We start from the raw sequence: 15,027 nt of genomic DNA on the forward strand, positions 1-15,027 counted from the left end.
TGGTACTAATTTTAAAACATAAATGTATTTTTGTCTAGAATATATTTCAGCTAAAACATAAAGCTAGGCATTATTCACTTTATTGTTTATTAAAAGAAACAGAAACATACCTTCCCTGTTTCTTTTGAAATATAAAAAGGCTCGAACCGCTTCTCTCGACGGTTCGAGCCTCTTTCTCCTCAAAAAGAAAGGGTTTTATTGTTGATCTGCTTTCCCAAGCTCATATGCTTCGTTCATAACTTTCATCAATAACTCTAATACTGGTTGTGCTTTCTCCATATCAAGCGCAATTCCATTATCATCTAAAATGGCCTTTGCTTCTGGTAAATGCTTCATTGCGATTTGTAAAAACTGCATGCTTTTTTCGTTCATATTATACTCTTCCTCTCCATTAAAACTTTCACATACAATAGTGTAACACGCGTGCTACCCTTCGTATAACTCTTTATATTTTTTCATGTGTGCCAGTTGCTTATTTAAACCGTATTCTAACGGAGTATTTCTTTTTATCGAAATTACCTCGATAGCCTCATCTCTTACTTCGTTATTATTTTTATTTACTTTATCATCCGCGCGTAAAAGGTTCATACCTTTTTTCCATAATGACTTTTTACCACTAAGCAAATTGTATATACCGAGATGCTGCTCGTTCATTCCATTTTCCCATAAGTATTCACATACATCTTCCACGTACAGTAGATCACTTCCGTTTTCCTCACTCGCATAATAGCACTCTTTCTCATCCAGTTCTGATAAAATGAGCTGATGATACATCATAAAAGACGGTTGCCACGGTCCATATAATGTAGGAACTCGAAATACACTATATTGTAAATCCCCTTTTTTCAATCCTTCTTCTACTTTCAAAAATATGCGCTTATTTTCCGATTCATCTGTACTACCTACTTCAATAGAAGAAATTAAATTTAACTTCAATTTTTGTTCTTCACACATTCTTATAATTCGCTTTAAATATTGTAATATGACTCTTTCATTCCGAAATCCACATTGCTGATTTGGCTCATATAAGCAAAAGTAAACAGTATCGAATCTCTCTTCCTCTACTAATCTCCATCCATCTTCATCTCTTATCGAATAATACGTAAATAACGCATTTCGCCCAATTAACAATAACTTCTCTTCATTAATTTTGGTCATACTATTGAATTCATCAAAATCAAGACCATACACTTCTACTTCTTCTGCGATCATTTTATTCACAAGGTGATAACCTACAAACGTAAGTGCACCTATTATCAGCACGCGTTCCATACCACCAACCCTTTCTCCTTGAAACAAATAGCTCCTCATTTATGTATATGGGAGCTTCACAATTCTTCTTCATATTTTTTAAAGAAATCAGTCGTTTGCCTAACCATTTTATATTTCACATCTTGCAGATGGAACAAGACAGAAGTATCGCATTGATTTAATTGCCTCATTTTCTCATATTTACGCAACTGTTGTTTTCTTCCTCTTTTTTCTTGTGTTGATACGAAAACTTTGACAGGTACACAAGATGGCAGAAGCGTAAATGATTTCTTATTTATTTTTAAATCTAACTCTTCTTCTTTGGCATCATACGCCAAACTTAATTCCTTCACTAATCTTTTGTAAAAAAACTTATGCTCTTTCTCAAATTCCACATATTCTGGTAAATCTAAACATGGATTCAACATAATGACAGAACGAATACATTCAGGGTATTTGTTCATCATTTCAAGTGCTACAAGCGCACCCATACCATCTGCCATTATGTGCATTTTCGCATTTAACGTCTCTTTTCTCAAAACAACATCATATAAACGTTTTGCTAGACGAACAGATTGGTCGTTTCCCCAGTGCCTTCCGTATAAATTAGAAGAAAAGACTGTGTAGCCTTCCTCAATAAGGCCATGTAAAAAATAAGATCTTCCCGCATGCTGTGTCCATAAACTTGTACCATTCTCAATAAAGTAGTTGTAATCACCGAGGAGCATAACCGAAAATCCATTTGGCTTCTCCGGTAAATAAATGACACATGGTTCTTTTTCTAAGTAAAAAAAACGTTCCGTAATACTCATTTTTCCCCCGCCTTATTTTCTAAACATATAAAACCACTCTTTTATAATGTATGAACGGAATGCAAATTTGCGTTGAAAAATCTACAAATATTTTTCTATATTCTTTTTTCAATTGTGTTACAATAAGGACAGATTGAACGAATAGAGGTGTAAAATATGCGTTTCATGTGGGCATTAATTTGGTCGTTCTTACTTGTACATATGATGAGCTATGTAATCGGCTCTATGACTGGCGGTACATACGACTTTAACCAAGCGTCTATTTTCTCAGTTGTTCTTGCTGTATTAGTACTAGCGATTTCAGCTGCAATTCCAAACGAGCCAGTAGAACAACACTAAAAAAAGAGTCCGGATTTTATCCGAACTCTTTTTTATTTTTATTTCACATGAACAACTAATTCGTTATTTTCTACATCGACAACTACGTGACTATTGTCAGTAATTGTTCCTGCAATTAATTCTCGCGCTAATTTCGTTTCCACTTGACGTTGTACGTATCGTTTTAATGGACGAGCTCCATACATCGGATCAAAGCCAGCTTCTACAACAAATTCTTTTGCTGCGTCTGTTAATTCTACTGTAATGTGACGGTCAGCTAAACGCCCTTGTAATTCTTTTACAATTTTATCAACAATACCTTTAATTTCATTCGTTGTAAGAGGTTTAAATAAAATAATTTCATCAACACGGTTTAAAAATTCAGGGCGGAAATGTCCTCTTAATTGCCCCATTACAAGGTCTCTTGATTCCTCTTTAATCGAGCCATCTTCTTCTAATCCATCTAGTAAATGAGCAGATCCAATATTTGAAGTCATAATAATAACTGTGTTTTTAAAGTCCACTGTACGTCCTTGCGAATCTGTAATGCGTCCATCATCTAACATTTGTAATAAAATGTTGAATACTTCTGGATGTGCTTTTTCAATTTCATCTAATAAAATAACGGAATATGGTTTACGTCTTACCGCTTCTGTTAATTGACCGCCTTCTTCATATCCTACATATCCAGGAGGTGCACCAATTAAGCGTGACACTGCGTGTTTCTCCATATACTCAGACATATCAATACGAATCATTTGCTCTTCACTATCGAATAAAGACTGCGCTAACGTTTTTGCAAGTTCTGTTTTACCAACACCCGTAGGGCCTAAGAAAATGAAGGAACCAATCGGGCGGTTCGGATCTTTAATACCAGCGCGAGCACGAAGAACCGCGTCTGATACTAAGCTTACTGCTTCCTCTTGTCCGATGACACGCTCTGATAAGATTTGCTCTAAGCGTAGTAATTTCTCGCGTTCACCTTCAACGAGTTTAGCAACAGGAATACCAGTCCAGCGTGAAACAATATCTGCAATTTCTTCTTCACTTACTTCCTCACGTAATAAACGATTTTCTTGTTTATTATGCGCGCCCATTTCTTCCGCTTCTTTTAACTCTTTTTCAATTGCTGGAATTTTCCCGTGACGAAGTTCGGCTGCTTTATTTAAATCGTAATTACCTTCTGCTTCTTCTAATTCACGGCGCAGACGTTCTAAATGTTCACGTAAGTCACGAACTTTGTGAATGTCTTCTTTTTCTTTCTCCCATTTCGCTCTCATACCACTTGCAACTTCTTTTAAATCTGATAGTTCACGTTGCAACGTTTTAAGACGTTCTTGGCTACCACGATCTGTTTCTTTTCCAAGAGCTGCTTCCTCAATTTCTAACTGCATAATACGACGCGTTACTTCATCTAATTCTGTCGGCATAGAATCGATTTCTGTACGAATTGTTGCACACGCTTCATCGACAAGATCAATTGCTTTATCTGGTAAGAAACGGTCCGAAATATATCGATCTGATAAAACTGATGCTGCTACAATCGCGCGGTCATGAATATTTACACCATGATAAATTTCAAAACGCTCTTTTAAACCACGTAAAATGGAAATTGTATCTTCAACAGTTGGTTCTTCTGCTAATACTTGTTGGAAACGTCTTTCTAACGCCGGGTCTTTCTCAATATATTTACGATATTCATCTAATGTCGTCGCCCCAATACAGTGTAGTTCACCGCGAGCAAGCATCGGTTTTAACATATTCCCTGCATCCATCGCACCTTCTGTTTTACCGGCGCCAACGATTGTATGAAGTTCATCAATAAATAATAAAATACGCCCTTCACTCTTTTTAATTTCATTTAATACAGCTTGCAGACGCTCTTCGAACTCACCACGGAATTTCGCACCAGCTACGAGCGCACTCATATCTAACGCGAAGATCGTTCTATCTTTTAGCCCTTCAGGTACATCTTTTTTCACAATACGCTGCGCTAACCCTTCAACGATTGCTGTTTTACCAACACCTGGCTCACCAATTAAAACAGGGTTGTTTTTCGTTTTACGTGAAAGAATGCGAATGACACGTCGAATTTCACTATCCCGGCCAATAACAGGATCAATTTTCCCTGCTCTCACTTCTGCCACTAAATCACGGCCATATTTTTCTAACGCTTCATAAGTTGCTTCTGGATTTTGACTAGTCACTCTTTGATTCCCCCGAACTGTCATTAAAGACTGTAATAAGTTATCTTTCGTAATATGAAATCTTGTAAATAATTGATTGATATCGCCTTTTTCTTCAGAAAAAGCAAGCAATACATGTTCCACTGAAATGTAGTCATCTTGCAATTTCTCTGCTTCTTTTCCTGCTCTTACAAATAGTTGTTGCAGAGCACCTGTTATATATAATTTGCCTACTTCTGCACCGCTTCCCGTTACAGAAGGCTTTTTCTTAATTAAACTTTCGGCGCCTTGCTTTAACGCTTCTATATCGACATTCATTTTTTGAAAAATACGCACTGCTAACCCATCTTGCTCTTCTAATAATGTAAACAAGAGATGAACAGTATCTACTTCTTGATGATGATGAGATACCGCTAAAGATTGGGCACTCATAATCGCCTCTTGTGTTTTTGTTGTCATTTGATTTAAGTCCATCTTTACAGCCCTCCAAACGTTTGACTTTCTTTGACCTTTGATTTAATTATACGCCAACTGACTTTTTTATACAATAAATTCGCCTATGCATTTTCAAACTTATTATTGGAAAAAGAAAAAAGGAGCATTCATTATGCTATTAAAAAAAGTACGATAAATGAAACTACATTATGTAACAACAAAAAAGCCGCAATAAAGATTGCGGCTTCTGTTACGGTTTTCTTTTATATGTCCACTGGCGGTTATGATTCGTGTTATCTGGAAACTTTTCACCGGCAGTTAATTGTACCATTTGCGGATTTTTTACCATACTTCCCGTTTCACCAATTTCTACGTAAATGCCATCATTTGGCGCTTTTTGTCCAGAACGAAACCTGCGATTTTGTCCCATCTTCATTCTCCTTCCATGACGTCTTGCCTCATTAGTATATCCATTTTAAAAGAAAGGTTTTCTGTCATGTTTAGGAAACAAGTACTACATCTCATTCTTGTACATATACATGAATGACACAAGCTTAGGAAGGAATTCCTTTCCTATCTGTAGAAAAAAAGAAACCAACCTACTCTAGGCTAGTTTCAAAGGAGAGTCAAACATATACGAGAAGATTACATGTTCATTATATGCCTCATCATACGAGCAATGTAACCCTTTTCACATTTTGTACATAATGAAAGAAACATTATTTGAACTTTCTAAAAAGATGTTGACTTTTCTTAATTTCCAACGAGAAATAGTAGACACCATAGTACTTCGCGACGTAAGATGGATATATAGTGAAACCTCCATCTATGGTGGTCTCACCCAGTCTAACCTCTTATTTCTGCATATTAAAAACGGAAATACAGATAGAAACAAAAAAATTATTATAAGAGGTGAAATTATGAACAAACAACATTTAATCGCATTAGACTTAGACGGCACTTTATTAACAGACAACAAAATAATTTCCACTCGAACGAAACATACAATTGCAAAAGCAAAGGAACAAGGACACGTTGTCGTTATTTCAACAGGACGTCCATTCCGCGCTAGTTATGATTACTATAAAGAACTAGGTCTGAATACACCTATCGTAAACTTTAACGGTGCGTACGTGCACCATCCTCTTGATTCAAACTGGGGTATACATCACTCTCCTCTTGAGCTAGCAACAGCGCAAGAAATTGTACGAGCTTGTTTTGATTTCGGCGTAAAAAATATATACGCTGAAGTTATGGATGATGTGTATGTTCGTGAAATTGATGAAGATAAAAAACACATTTTCGAATTCGGTTCTCCTAAGATTTTTACAGGAGACTTATTAAATATTTTAAATGACCATCCAACTTGCTTATTAATTGACGCACATGACGAGCATTCTACTGCAATTCGTCAACATTTAACTGATATGCATGCGGAAGTAATCGACCATAGAAAATGGGGTGCACCTTGGCCGATTATTGAAATTGTAAAAAGCGGATTAAATAAAGCGGTCGGATTACAAAAAATTTCTAGTCATTACAACATTCCACAAGAGCGAATTATCGCTTTCGGTGACGAAGATAATGATTTTGAAATGATTGAATTTGCTGGTCACGGCATCGCAATGGGTAATGCCATCCCTGAATTAAAATCACTCGCAAACCATACTACGTTAACGAACGAAGAAGATGGTATTGCTTTATATTTAGAAGAGGTTCTTGGGTTGTAATCTAAAAATTCCCTACTTATAGTTTCCTGCCAAATGCCCATACTATAAGTAGGCGCATAAGACATCGCGTCGATTGTTTTCAGCTAAATAAAGGGGGTTTTTCGAATGGGTAAAAAGAACAAATCAAAACGTTTTATCCAACAAGGAGCCGATGCTGTTATGAAGCATGATGCAAGATTCCCGTACAGAGGTACATTAGCTGAGGCAGAAAAGGCAAGAAGTAACTCTTCTTTTGGAGGGGTTTAAATGGGGAACTTACTATTCCAACAAGCTAGAGATGCTGTTGAAAATGCCGTATCTTGTTCAAGCGGTACTGAGCAACAAGATCTCGTATATAGAGCAAAAAATGCTTTGCAATCCGCTTACGCAAACTCTTCAACTGCTGAAAAAGTTCAGCTCCGTGAAATGCAAGAGCAATTGCAAAACATTACGAATGTACATTAAAAAAGAGGACCAACTTTGGTCCTCTTTAATCTTTCCGAAACAATCCGAACACCCCAACTGTTTGCAGTATATTTGTAAATGCACCTGGGTCCACTTGTTTAATAATCCTCTCCAATTCGTATAACTCGTAACGGGTAATAACCATCATTAACATTTCTTTATTTTCATTCGTATAAGCACCTGTTGCTGGTATCGTTGTAATTCCTCTTACTAATCGCGAGTGAATCGCCTTTCTTACGTCCGCCCCATTCTTCGTAACAATTAATGCTGTAATCTTTACATGACGAGTATGAATTGCATCAATAATTCTCGTTGATACATATAAAGTCACTAACGTATATAACGCTTTTTCCCATCCATATACATAGCCAGCAGCGATAATGATAATTGCATTAAAAAAGAAAAAGTATGTACCGACAGGCTTATCTTTTATTTTTGATAAAATCATGGCGATAATATCTAATCCACCTGTAGAAGCACCCCACTTTAAAGCAATCCCTACTCCAATTGCCGAAATAATCCCGCCAAAAATCGCATTTAATATAATATCATTCGAAACCGCTCTAACAGGGATGATTTCTAGAAACAGAGTCATAAATATAACACAAAGAAAACTAAAAAAGGTGAAGGCCTTTCCAACCTTTTTCCACGCTAAAATAACGACAGGAATATTAAATAAGCTAAACAATACTCCCGTAGATATGTGAATCGATAAAAAATCACCTAATATTTGTGATAATAATTGAGACAATCCAGCAAAGCCGCTCGCATACACTTTTGCTGGTGTTAAAAATAAATTCATCCCAATCGCGTTTAATAAACCTGCGATGATTACAACGATTAACTTCTTTATAAGTTCAGTATAATTCAACTTCAAATCCATTTCGAATCCACCTTTACCCTTCATAAATGCACCGCTATACATAGTCTTTACGAAAAAGGAAATGATAAACGTACAACGTTTAGGAATGGAGTTGATACATATGCCACATACGAGTGATAACGACAAAAAAGCACGCGATAATAACGCAAAACGCACACAAAAAAATGAGCAAGAGCAAAAAAATATTCAGCAAGGTAAACGTGCATACTCTAAAAAGACCGATCACCTTTGATTCCATCGTACATCAACAATTATGTTGATGTACTTTTTTACATTTTAAAGGAAAAAAACATTAAAAATTCACTTCATGTTCACTTCTATATTCTACAATAGCGATAACATATTCGGATGAGGTGTTGGCATGAGAGGGAAACATATTTTCATTATTACTGCACTAATAAGTATATTGATGCTATCTGCTTGCGAACAAAAAAATGGCTCAGCTACAGTCGCTACAGCAACAGACTCGACCATTACAAAGGATAACTTCGAAAAACAATTGAAAGATCGTTACGGAAAAGACATGCTATACGAAATGATGGCACAAGACGTCATCACAAAAAAATATAAAGTATCTGATGAAGAGGTAAATAAAGAAGTAGAAAAAGTAAAAAAACAATATGGAGATCAATTCAAAAAAGTATTAGAAAATAATGGTTTAAAAGATGAAGAGGATTTCAAAAATCAAATTAAGTTCAAACTTGCTATGAATGAAGCGATTAAGAAAAGCATTACAGAGAAAGACGTAAAAGACCACTATAAGCCAGAAATTAAAGCGAGTCACATTTTAGTAAGTGACGAAAATGAAGCGAAAGAAATAAAGAGTAAACTAGATGCTGGTGCTTCATTTGAAGAATTAGCAAAACAAGAATCACAAGATCTACTATCAAAAGATAAAGGCGGAGACCTTGGATACTTCAATTCAGGTACAATGGCTCCTGAATTTGAAACGGCTGCCTACAAACTAAATGTTGGACAAATTAGCAACCCCGTAAAATCATCAAACGGTTATCACGTTATTAAATTAACTGATAAAAAAGATTTAAAACCTTACGATGAAGTAAAAAAATCTATTCGCAAAAACTTAGAAGAAGAACGTATCGCTGACCCTATATTCAGCAAAAAATTGTTACAAGAGGAATTAAAAAAGGCAAATATTAAAATAAACGATAGTGATTTGAAAGATACATTTACTCTTGTTTCTCCACAAGGAAATTAAAAAAAGCACACCCTTATCTTTTTAGATAAGGGTGTGCTTTTTAATCTTTCATCAATATTTTCAACTTTTTCTTCAAGCTTTTATAATGCCAATTGATGTGATTTAATTCTATCTCCACTTCAATTAGCGCATCTATTAAGTCTTCTTTAGATTGCTGAGAGTTTATAATATTTTCAAGCAATCGTTCGAATCTTTCAGTGCTCTCATATATATCATGTAAATCAACTGCTGCTATTTCACGTTCTTTTTCAGAGGATAATACTGAGAGACTCTTTATTAATTGTTCCAGTACATTATCTTGCATTATCATAACTCCCTTCTCCTCATGGATTGGTTCTATTACCGTCATAGAAGAATAAGTAATTTAAAATAAAAAAGTGTATCTCAAAATCAAACTATTTGTTTAGGGTTTGAAATACACCGAATAGACTTTACTTTTCTTTTTCAAAAATACCAGCCAAGATAAAACTACTCCCCAGAAAAATTACAATTATCACGTTAATTGTATAACCCAAGAACGACATATACGAAGTAAAACTTACTAGAATTGTATATATGAGACTTACTACTAACACCATTGTAGCTCGATAGTTTTTCCTTTTTAACATAATCACCAATAATGCTACAATAAAAACAACATTATATATACCAATCATTGTATGTGTCGTCTCCATTTTACTAATCTATCTTCTTCTTTTCTTAGAATTAGTTTTTTTCGGCTTATAATCTTTATATCCTTTTTTATATCCCTTATAATCTCCATCTATAAAAACCGCCGCGTCCGGAATCAGCCCTATCCCTCCAACAGCTTTACTACCAGTGAATAACGCTCCTTTAGTCGCTGACTTCACTGCATTTTTTAGTATTTGCTGCGTTTGAACGCGCTGTCCCGGCGATAAATTTGCGATTTGTTTTTTCGAGTTACTTCTAGATGATTTCCATCCATAAGTATACCCATTCTGCGTCACAGGATCATCTTCATCACCTGGATCAGGATCCACCGATAAGAACACACCATGATCTGGATTATAATAACGCGCAATCCCTATCTTCAAATTCTTCATTAAAACTAATTCACACTTTAAATCCAATGCTTGTAATCTGCCAATTACTTTTCCCTATTGTCTTGATCAGGAATTACAATAAAGAAATCCACTATGTGTGTTTTATTAAAGTCTATACCTTGTTTATATAACATATTTAATACTTGTCCATCTTCATATTTTAGGAATTTCATTATCATCCCCTCCTTGCTATCAATAAATACAAGCAGTCTTTAATAACTATACCCTTTTATTAGATTCATAGCCTTTGTAATAAATAACATAAGAAATCATTTTATCAAACCCTCCACCAAAAAAGTGATTATTTCGAAAAAAGGAGTTCATCCCCTGTAAATAGTAGGTGATGAACTCCTTTTTCTGACCTGGTCAAGAAAAACTGGAACACAAATTAGATTACGCAATTGATTTTGAATATTGATAAGGAGTCATTCCGTTTAATGTTGAATGAGGACGAACAGAATGATAGTACATATAAATAAATTCAGCTACTAGCTGATTCACTTGGGACAGGGAAATGAGCTTTTCTCCATGTAAGCATTCTCGCTTAAAGATACTAAAGAAAGATTCTATTACTGCATTATCCCAACAGTTTCCTTTTCGGGACATACTTTGTTGAATTTTTTGCTGTTTACAAAAATCAGTCACTTGGTAACTGCTAAATTGTGATCCTTGATCGCTATGAAATAATATGTTTTCTCGTTTCCCATATGTGTTTTTTACTTGTTGAATTGTGTCTTTTACTAATTGAGCATCTTGACAAGTATCTAACGAATAACCAAGCACCCGTCGGGTGCTAATATCTAATGCCGCACAAAAATATACTTTCATCCCATTCATTAAATGGAATTCCGTAATATCACATACTACAGTTGGTATGTCTTTCTTACCAGGTTTAAAGGATCGCTTTAATACATTGGGAAATGTACGGTGTTCTTGTTTTCGTTTCTTATAATAAGTGACAACTTTTGACTGCAAGCCGGCTTTGCATAACGCTTGTCTTACTTGTGACAACGTAACCTTGACTCCCTTGTTTATAAGATAACTGTACAACTTTCGATACCCCATTCTTCCTTTTAAGCATTTAAATTGCATGACAATATAAGCCGCTGTCTTTTTACGTTTTTTCTGATTTTCAGTGGGTTTACGATGAATATAGTCGTAAAAACCACTGACAGACACTTGTAATCGATGGCAAAGCCAGCGCACTCCAAATATTTGATTATATTGTCTTATAAACCGAAAGCGTGTTAGTTTTGGTTGCTCGCAAAGAAGGTTGCCGCCTTTTTTAGAAATTCATTTTCCTTTTTTAACGCCTGGATTTCTCTTCGTAAAGAACGTAGTTCTTCCAGTTCATTGCTTTCATAGGAGGAAATCTGTGTAGAATATTTTTTAATCCATACATTTAGAGTTCCGTTACCCAAGTCAAATTCTCTTTGGATACTTGAAATAGAACGACCTTCTTTGATCACCAATTCAACACATTGTCTTTTAAACATTTCATCATACTGTTTTTTCATCTGAAACACCTCTTCATATAGAATAATTTATCTCTATACTGTGTTCCAGTTTTACTGTACCACCTCATTCTTTTTAAGTGGACTTTTTCAATGACCTCCTAATTAACTATATATTTTTTTTATTTTACAACACATCTCTTCTACAACTTTTACTTCCATCCCGAATGATGTTTCATACTCCCATTTTTCATTAATCAAATCATTTTTAACAAAAGTAAAGTATACTAAAAATCGATTTTTTTTTAGCTTCACTTTAAATTCTATTTCCTCTTCATCAGCACTTAATACAGCTTCCTTAATATCTTTTCGTAGTAATGCTTCTAGTTCTTCCCCAAATTTAATTATTTCACTCCTCAAAAACATTGGCCCTTTACACTCATAATGAATATTATTCGAGGATACAGCTAAGAAATTCAGTTGTAAATCACGTAAATACAGCTCATCATCATTTGGATACATAGACCCAAATGATACAATGGTTATCTTTTTTTCATCCCCTAAAAACACCAACTCAATTTCTTTTTTTATTTCCACCATTCCACCTTCTTCCAATTTTTATCCTTCTTCGAGCGATGCCCTAGACTAATAATGTTATTTTTTTTAGTTTTTGATACAACAATATGTTTTTTACCTAACGTTTGCACAAATCGGTCATGTGGATTTCTTTTATCTATATGCTTTCTACCAAAACTTCGAACTAATACTGTAGCAGATTTAGACATTTGACGCGCTGGGTTCGCTAAGTGCTCTGTCGCATGAATACTATATTTTAATTTTGCTGCGAAATAGCCAACTCTTCCAACTCCACCTAGTGCAACTCCTGCCACCGCTCCTCTTAGTGCTGATTTCCCTACTCCTTTCCAAGAATACCCTTTTTTTCGATTATTACATAAGTAAGTACCAACATCCCAAGCAGCTCCACCTAACGCACCAGCTATCCACCAAGCGACATGCCCATCTGGATCAATCTTCATCACCGGATTATTATCACCATACGTATACCCATTCATGGTAATCGGATCATCTTCATCACCCGGATCTGGATCCACCGATAAGAACACACCATGCTCTGGATTATAATAACGCGCAATCAGATAATACATCCCAATTTCTTTATCATACATGTATCCCGCATATCCAAACGGATTATCTGCGGCGATACCTTTTGCGTCGCTTTTTAATACGTTACCCCATGAATCATATTCATACGTTGCTACAACTTCTCTATTTTGATCTGTCATCGCAATGACATCACCACGAGGGTTGTAGTGGTAGTATAACGTTTGTCCTTTTGATTTCATCGCTAGACGCGCGCCACTTGTCGAGTATACATATTGACGAAGAACATTTCCACTACCATCTGTCTCATATAATGGGTTAATGCTGTCTCCATCATAGAAATAACGTGTTACTTGACCATTTACACTCTTTTCAATACGACGATTATCCTCGTCATACTTATAAGTTGCGAATGCATTGCTTTCACCTTGTTTTGTAATCGCTACAAGTTGGTCATCTTCATTCCATGTATATTTGTACTTTCCATCAGATGTACGATTTCCATTTGCATCATACGTTAACGATTCGTTTCCGAATTTTACAAGCTGATTTCCTTCATTGAATGTTGCCGCTATAGATTTTGTTTCTTTTCCATTCTCTACAACTTTCACACTTGTACGGTTTCCAAATCCATCATATGTGTATGATTTAGTTGTTCCGTTTGGTAATATCTCATTTAAAATTGAATTCATTGGATTAAGATCCAAAAAGAAAGAAGAACCGATATCGGCCCTTCCTCCTACAAATTTATTATGCACCCGAACTATTAAGGAAGTAAATCCCCAAATACATCAATCAATTTCTCTAAATTCCTACCAAAATCATTAATATTATCCTGTTCATCAAAGCCTTTTTCAATTAATTCATCTGCTAATATATCTCTCAACTCATGTATTGTTTCAATTTCTGATAGACTAAAGTCCTTACAATTTGCAATCCACAATAACTCAGGCCAATTTTCCTTTAATATCCTTTGCAATAATACCCCTTTCACATCACTATTAAATTTACCCACGCTTATTTTTTTCCTTTCCGTGTATATTTCGTTCCTCTAGCAAATGTCGTTACGACTTTTCCCTTCTTATTTAAAACGACTACAGCTTGTTTACTAGTATATTTAATAGTTCCACGATCTTTTTGTATAGCCCTCTTTTACCTGACCTAACTGTATGTAAGATCGCCTTTGATTTGTCTCTAAATCTAAAAGCCCAGCTAAATCCTCAAAAATGATATATTCTTTTGAACTAAAATCCGGTATAAACATACGACTTTTCCCGACCTGTAACATATAATTTAATTTATTAAACAGTACTGATTTCATCTATTCTCCCCTATAACACCCTAACTGTTTTTCATTGAAACCATTTTCTTCTAATAATAAAACCCTCTCATTGATTCTACACATAAAGGTTGTAAAAAATGCACCCAAAAATTCAGGTGCATTTTCATTCTCAATATAGAAACTTCATGTTTTGCGGCTTCATTCTAATCCATAATACGTTCTTCCGCATAACAAACAAATACTTGCTTTTCCGAACGTAAAGATACTAAATAATACTCATCTTCAAAATGCCCTACTATATACCCCATCTCCCCCGCCAGTTCAATTGTTTCTTTATTAAAATATACTCTTGTCCGATCAAAATTTATATGTTTTATGATACTCTCTAACTCATTATCGTTTGCTTCTTTTTCAGAGAAAAGGAACATGAGGCTCCCTTCCATACATACAGGAGAGATCACATCGAAAATATCAGTTGCAGGATCATACTGGTTTATTAAAATTGTGCTCTTCACAATCGACTTTTTCCAGTTTAACTCTTTTAATTCTTTTTCCAAAATGTAATTTTGCACCTTTGTTAACTCCTCTTGAATCCCTTCACAATTCACTAAAATATATAAATGAAATTTCGACATCATTGTTTTCATAAATTGTTCCATGCTTGTATCAACATCAACTATATATCTATTAATTTTTGATAACAAATTCAAGATTTTATCATTTTCAAAATTATCATGTTCATCCAACACTAGAAAATATTCGTTTTTTTCTGTTGCAGGTTTGTGTATTTCAATATATTTGTCCATATTTTCTCCTTAAAAGCAATT

19 protein-coding genes and 3 pseudogenes are annotated in these 15,027 nt (G+C 35.0%); 6 read left to right on the forward strand and 16 right to left on the reverse strand.

Annotation, left to right across the window (positions count from 1 at the left end):
• Nucleotides 1–195: 195 nt before the first annotated feature.
• Genes MHI28_RS11310 through MHI28_RS11320 form a run of 3 tightly spaced genes read right to left on the reverse strand, consistent with a single transcriptional unit; the run spans nucleotide 196 to nucleotide 2,063 of the window.
• Nucleotides 196–372, reverse strand: coding sequence for a ComZ family protein (locus tag MHI28_RS11310; protein ID WP_001003335.1), 177 nt, complete (start codon nucleotides 370–372; stop codon nucleotides 196–198).
• Nucleotides 373–426: 54 nt separating this feature from the next.
• A complete protein-coding gene (locus MHI28_RS11315; protein ID WP_000486171.1) occupies nucleotides 427–1,299 on the reverse strand; it encodes an NAD-dependent epimerase/dehydratase family protein in 873 nt (290 codons plus the stop codon).
• A 29-nt stretch (nucleotides 1,300–1,328) separates the two neighbouring features.
• Entirely contained in the window at nucleotides 1,329–2,063 is a 735-nt protein-coding gene (locus MHI28_RS11320; protein WP_000028706.1) for a hypothetical protein, read from the reverse strand.
• 156 nt (nucleotides 2,064–2,219) lie between these two features.
• Between MHI28_RS11320 and MHI28_RS11325 the strand changes: the two genes are divergently transcribed.
• Nucleotides 2,220–2,402 carry a YjzD family protein gene (locus MHI28_RS11325; protein WP_001211948.1) on the forward strand — a complete coding sequence of 61 codons (183 nt, stop codon included), beginning with the start codon at nucleotides 2,220–2,222 and terminating at the stop codon, nucleotides 2,400–2,402.
• A gap of 38 nt (nucleotides 2,403–2,440) precedes the next feature.
• On the opposite strand, the gene clpB is transcribed toward MHI28_RS11325, so the two are convergent.
• Nucleotides 2,441–5,041, reverse strand: coding sequence for an ATP-dependent chaperone ClpB (gene clpB / locus MHI28_RS11330; protein ID WP_000365378.1), 2,601 nt, complete (start codon nucleotides 5,039–5,041; stop codon nucleotides 2,441–2,443).
• A 211-nt stretch (nucleotides 5,042–5,252) separates the two neighbouring features.
• The gene (locus MHI28_RS11335) at nucleotides 5,253–5,432 is read right to left on the reverse strand and encodes a YjzC family protein (RefSeq protein ID WP_000531422.1); all 180 of its coding nucleotides are present in this window, start codon (nucleotides 5,430–5,432) and stop codon (nucleotides 5,253–5,255) included.
• Between the two features lie 490 nt (nucleotides 5,433–5,922).
• On the opposite strand from MHI28_RS11335, the gene MHI28_RS11340 reads away from it, so the two are divergent.
• From MHI28_RS11340 to MHI28_RS11350, 3 genes are all read left to right on the forward strand, one after another.
• On the forward strand, nucleotides 5,923–6,732 hold the full coding sequence (locus tag MHI28_RS11340; protein WP_001041241.1) for a Cof-type HAD-IIB family hydrolase: 810 nt from the start codon (nucleotides 5,923–5,925) through the stop codon (nucleotides 6,730–6,732).
• Nucleotides 6,733–6,837: 105 nt separating this feature from the next.
• Nucleotides 6,838–6,978 carry a hypothetical protein gene (locus MHI28_RS11345; protein ID WP_000516816.1) on the forward strand — a complete coding sequence of 47 codons (141 nt, stop codon included), beginning with the start codon at nucleotides 6,838–6,840 and terminating at the stop codon, nucleotides 6,976–6,978.
• Nucleotides 6,979–7,176 carry a DUF3813 domain-containing protein gene (locus MHI28_RS11350; RefSeq protein ID WP_000527408.1) on the forward strand — a complete coding sequence of 66 codons (198 nt, stop codon included), beginning with the start codon at nucleotides 6,979–6,981 and terminating at the stop codon, nucleotides 7,174–7,176.
• Nucleotides 7,177–7,201: 25 nt separating this feature from the next.
• On the opposite strand, the gene MHI28_RS11355 is transcribed toward MHI28_RS11350, so the two are convergent.
• On the reverse strand, nucleotides 7,202–8,059 hold the full coding sequence (locus MHI28_RS11355; RefSeq protein WP_000364431.1) for a YitT family protein: 858 nt from the start codon (nucleotides 8,057–8,059) through the stop codon (nucleotides 7,202–7,204).
• A gap of 100 nt (nucleotides 8,060–8,159) precedes the next feature.
• On the opposite strand from MHI28_RS11355, the gene MHI28_RS11360 reads away from it, so the two are divergent.
• Nucleotides 8,160–8,291, forward strand: a complete 132-nt coding sequence (locus MHI28_RS11360; protein ID WP_001120851.1) for a DUF3941 domain-containing protein — start codon at nucleotides 8,160–8,162, stop codon at nucleotides 8,289–8,291.
• A gap of 129 nt (nucleotides 8,292–8,420) precedes the next feature.
• On the forward strand, nucleotides 8,421–9,278 hold the full coding sequence (gene prsA, locus MHI28_RS11365; protein ID WP_001214205.1) for a peptidylprolyl isomerase PrsA: 858 nt from the start codon (nucleotides 8,421–8,423) through the stop codon (nucleotides 9,276–9,278).
• Nucleotides 9,279–9,318: 40 nt separating this feature from the next.
• Here the strand turns inward: prsA and MHI28_RS11370 are convergent, their stop codons facing one another.
• From MHI28_RS11370 to MHI28_RS11415, 10 genes and pseudogenes are all read right to left on the reverse strand, one after another.
• Nucleotides 9,319–9,582, reverse strand: a complete 264-nt coding sequence (locus tag MHI28_RS11370) for a hypothetical protein (RefSeq protein ID WP_003260911.1) — start codon at nucleotides 9,580–9,582, stop codon at nucleotides 9,319–9,321.
• Between the two features lie 379 nt (nucleotides 9,583–9,961).
• Nucleotides 9,962–10,342 (reverse strand): hypothetical protein, encoded by a 381-nt coding sequence (locus MHI28_RS11375; protein ID WP_002162888.1) that lies wholly within the window; start codon nucleotides 10,340–10,342, stop codon nucleotides 9,962–9,964.
• A pseudogene (locus MHI28_RS11380) lies at nucleotides 10,317–10,515 on the reverse strand (ribonuclease E inhibitor RraB); the annotation flags it as partial. The pseudogene MHI28_RS11380 and the gene MHI28_RS11375, both read right to left, overlap by 26 nt.
• A gap of 220 nt (nucleotides 10,516–10,735) precedes the next feature.
• Nucleotides 10,736–11,635, reverse strand: coding sequence for an IS3 family transposase (locus MHI28_RS11385; RefSeq protein ID WP_340828443.1), 900 nt, complete (start codon nucleotides 11,633–11,635; stop codon nucleotides 10,736–10,738).
• Nucleotides 11,590–11,859: a transposase gene (locus tag MHI28_RS11390; protein ID WP_069354784.1), complete on the reverse strand. Its 270-nt coding sequence runs from the start codon at nucleotides 11,857–11,859 to the stop codon at nucleotides 11,590–11,592. The genes MHI28_RS11385 and MHI28_RS11390 overlap by 46 nt, the downstream gene beginning before the upstream one ends.
• 102 nt (nucleotides 11,860–11,961) lie before the next feature.
• Nucleotides 11,962–12,411 (reverse strand): hypothetical protein, encoded by a 450-nt coding sequence (locus MHI28_RS11395; protein ID WP_000390929.1) that lies wholly within the window; start codon nucleotides 12,409–12,411, stop codon nucleotides 11,962–11,964.
• Nucleotides 12,384–13,616: pseudogene (locus MHI28_RS11400) on the reverse strand (RHS repeat domain-containing protein); the annotation flags it as partial. The pseudogene MHI28_RS11400 and the gene MHI28_RS11395, both read right to left, overlap by 28 nt.
• Before the next feature lie 68 nt (nucleotides 13,617–13,684).
• A complete protein-coding gene (locus MHI28_RS11405; RefSeq protein ID WP_000514486.1) occupies nucleotides 13,685–13,933 on the reverse strand; it encodes a hypothetical protein in 249 nt (82 codons plus the stop codon).
• Nucleotides 13,934–13,935: 2 nt separating this feature from the next.
• Nucleotides 13,936–14,102: pseudogene (locus MHI28_RS11410) on the reverse strand (RHS repeat-associated core domain-containing protein); the annotation flags it as partial.
• 301 nt (nucleotides 14,103–14,403) lie between these two features.
• The gene (locus tag MHI28_RS11415) at nucleotides 14,404–15,006 is read right to left on the reverse strand and encodes a hypothetical protein (protein WP_000362166.1); all 603 of its coding nucleotides are present in this window, start codon (nucleotides 15,004–15,006) and stop codon (nucleotides 14,404–14,406) included.
• Between the last annotated feature and the right edge of the window lie 21 nt (nucleotides 15,007–15,027).

Source organism: Bacillus sp. FSL K6-0268, from assembly GCF_038005425.1.
Lineage (GTDB): Bacteria > Bacillota > Bacilli > Bacillales > Bacillaceae_G > Bacillus_A > Bacillus_A thuringiensis_S.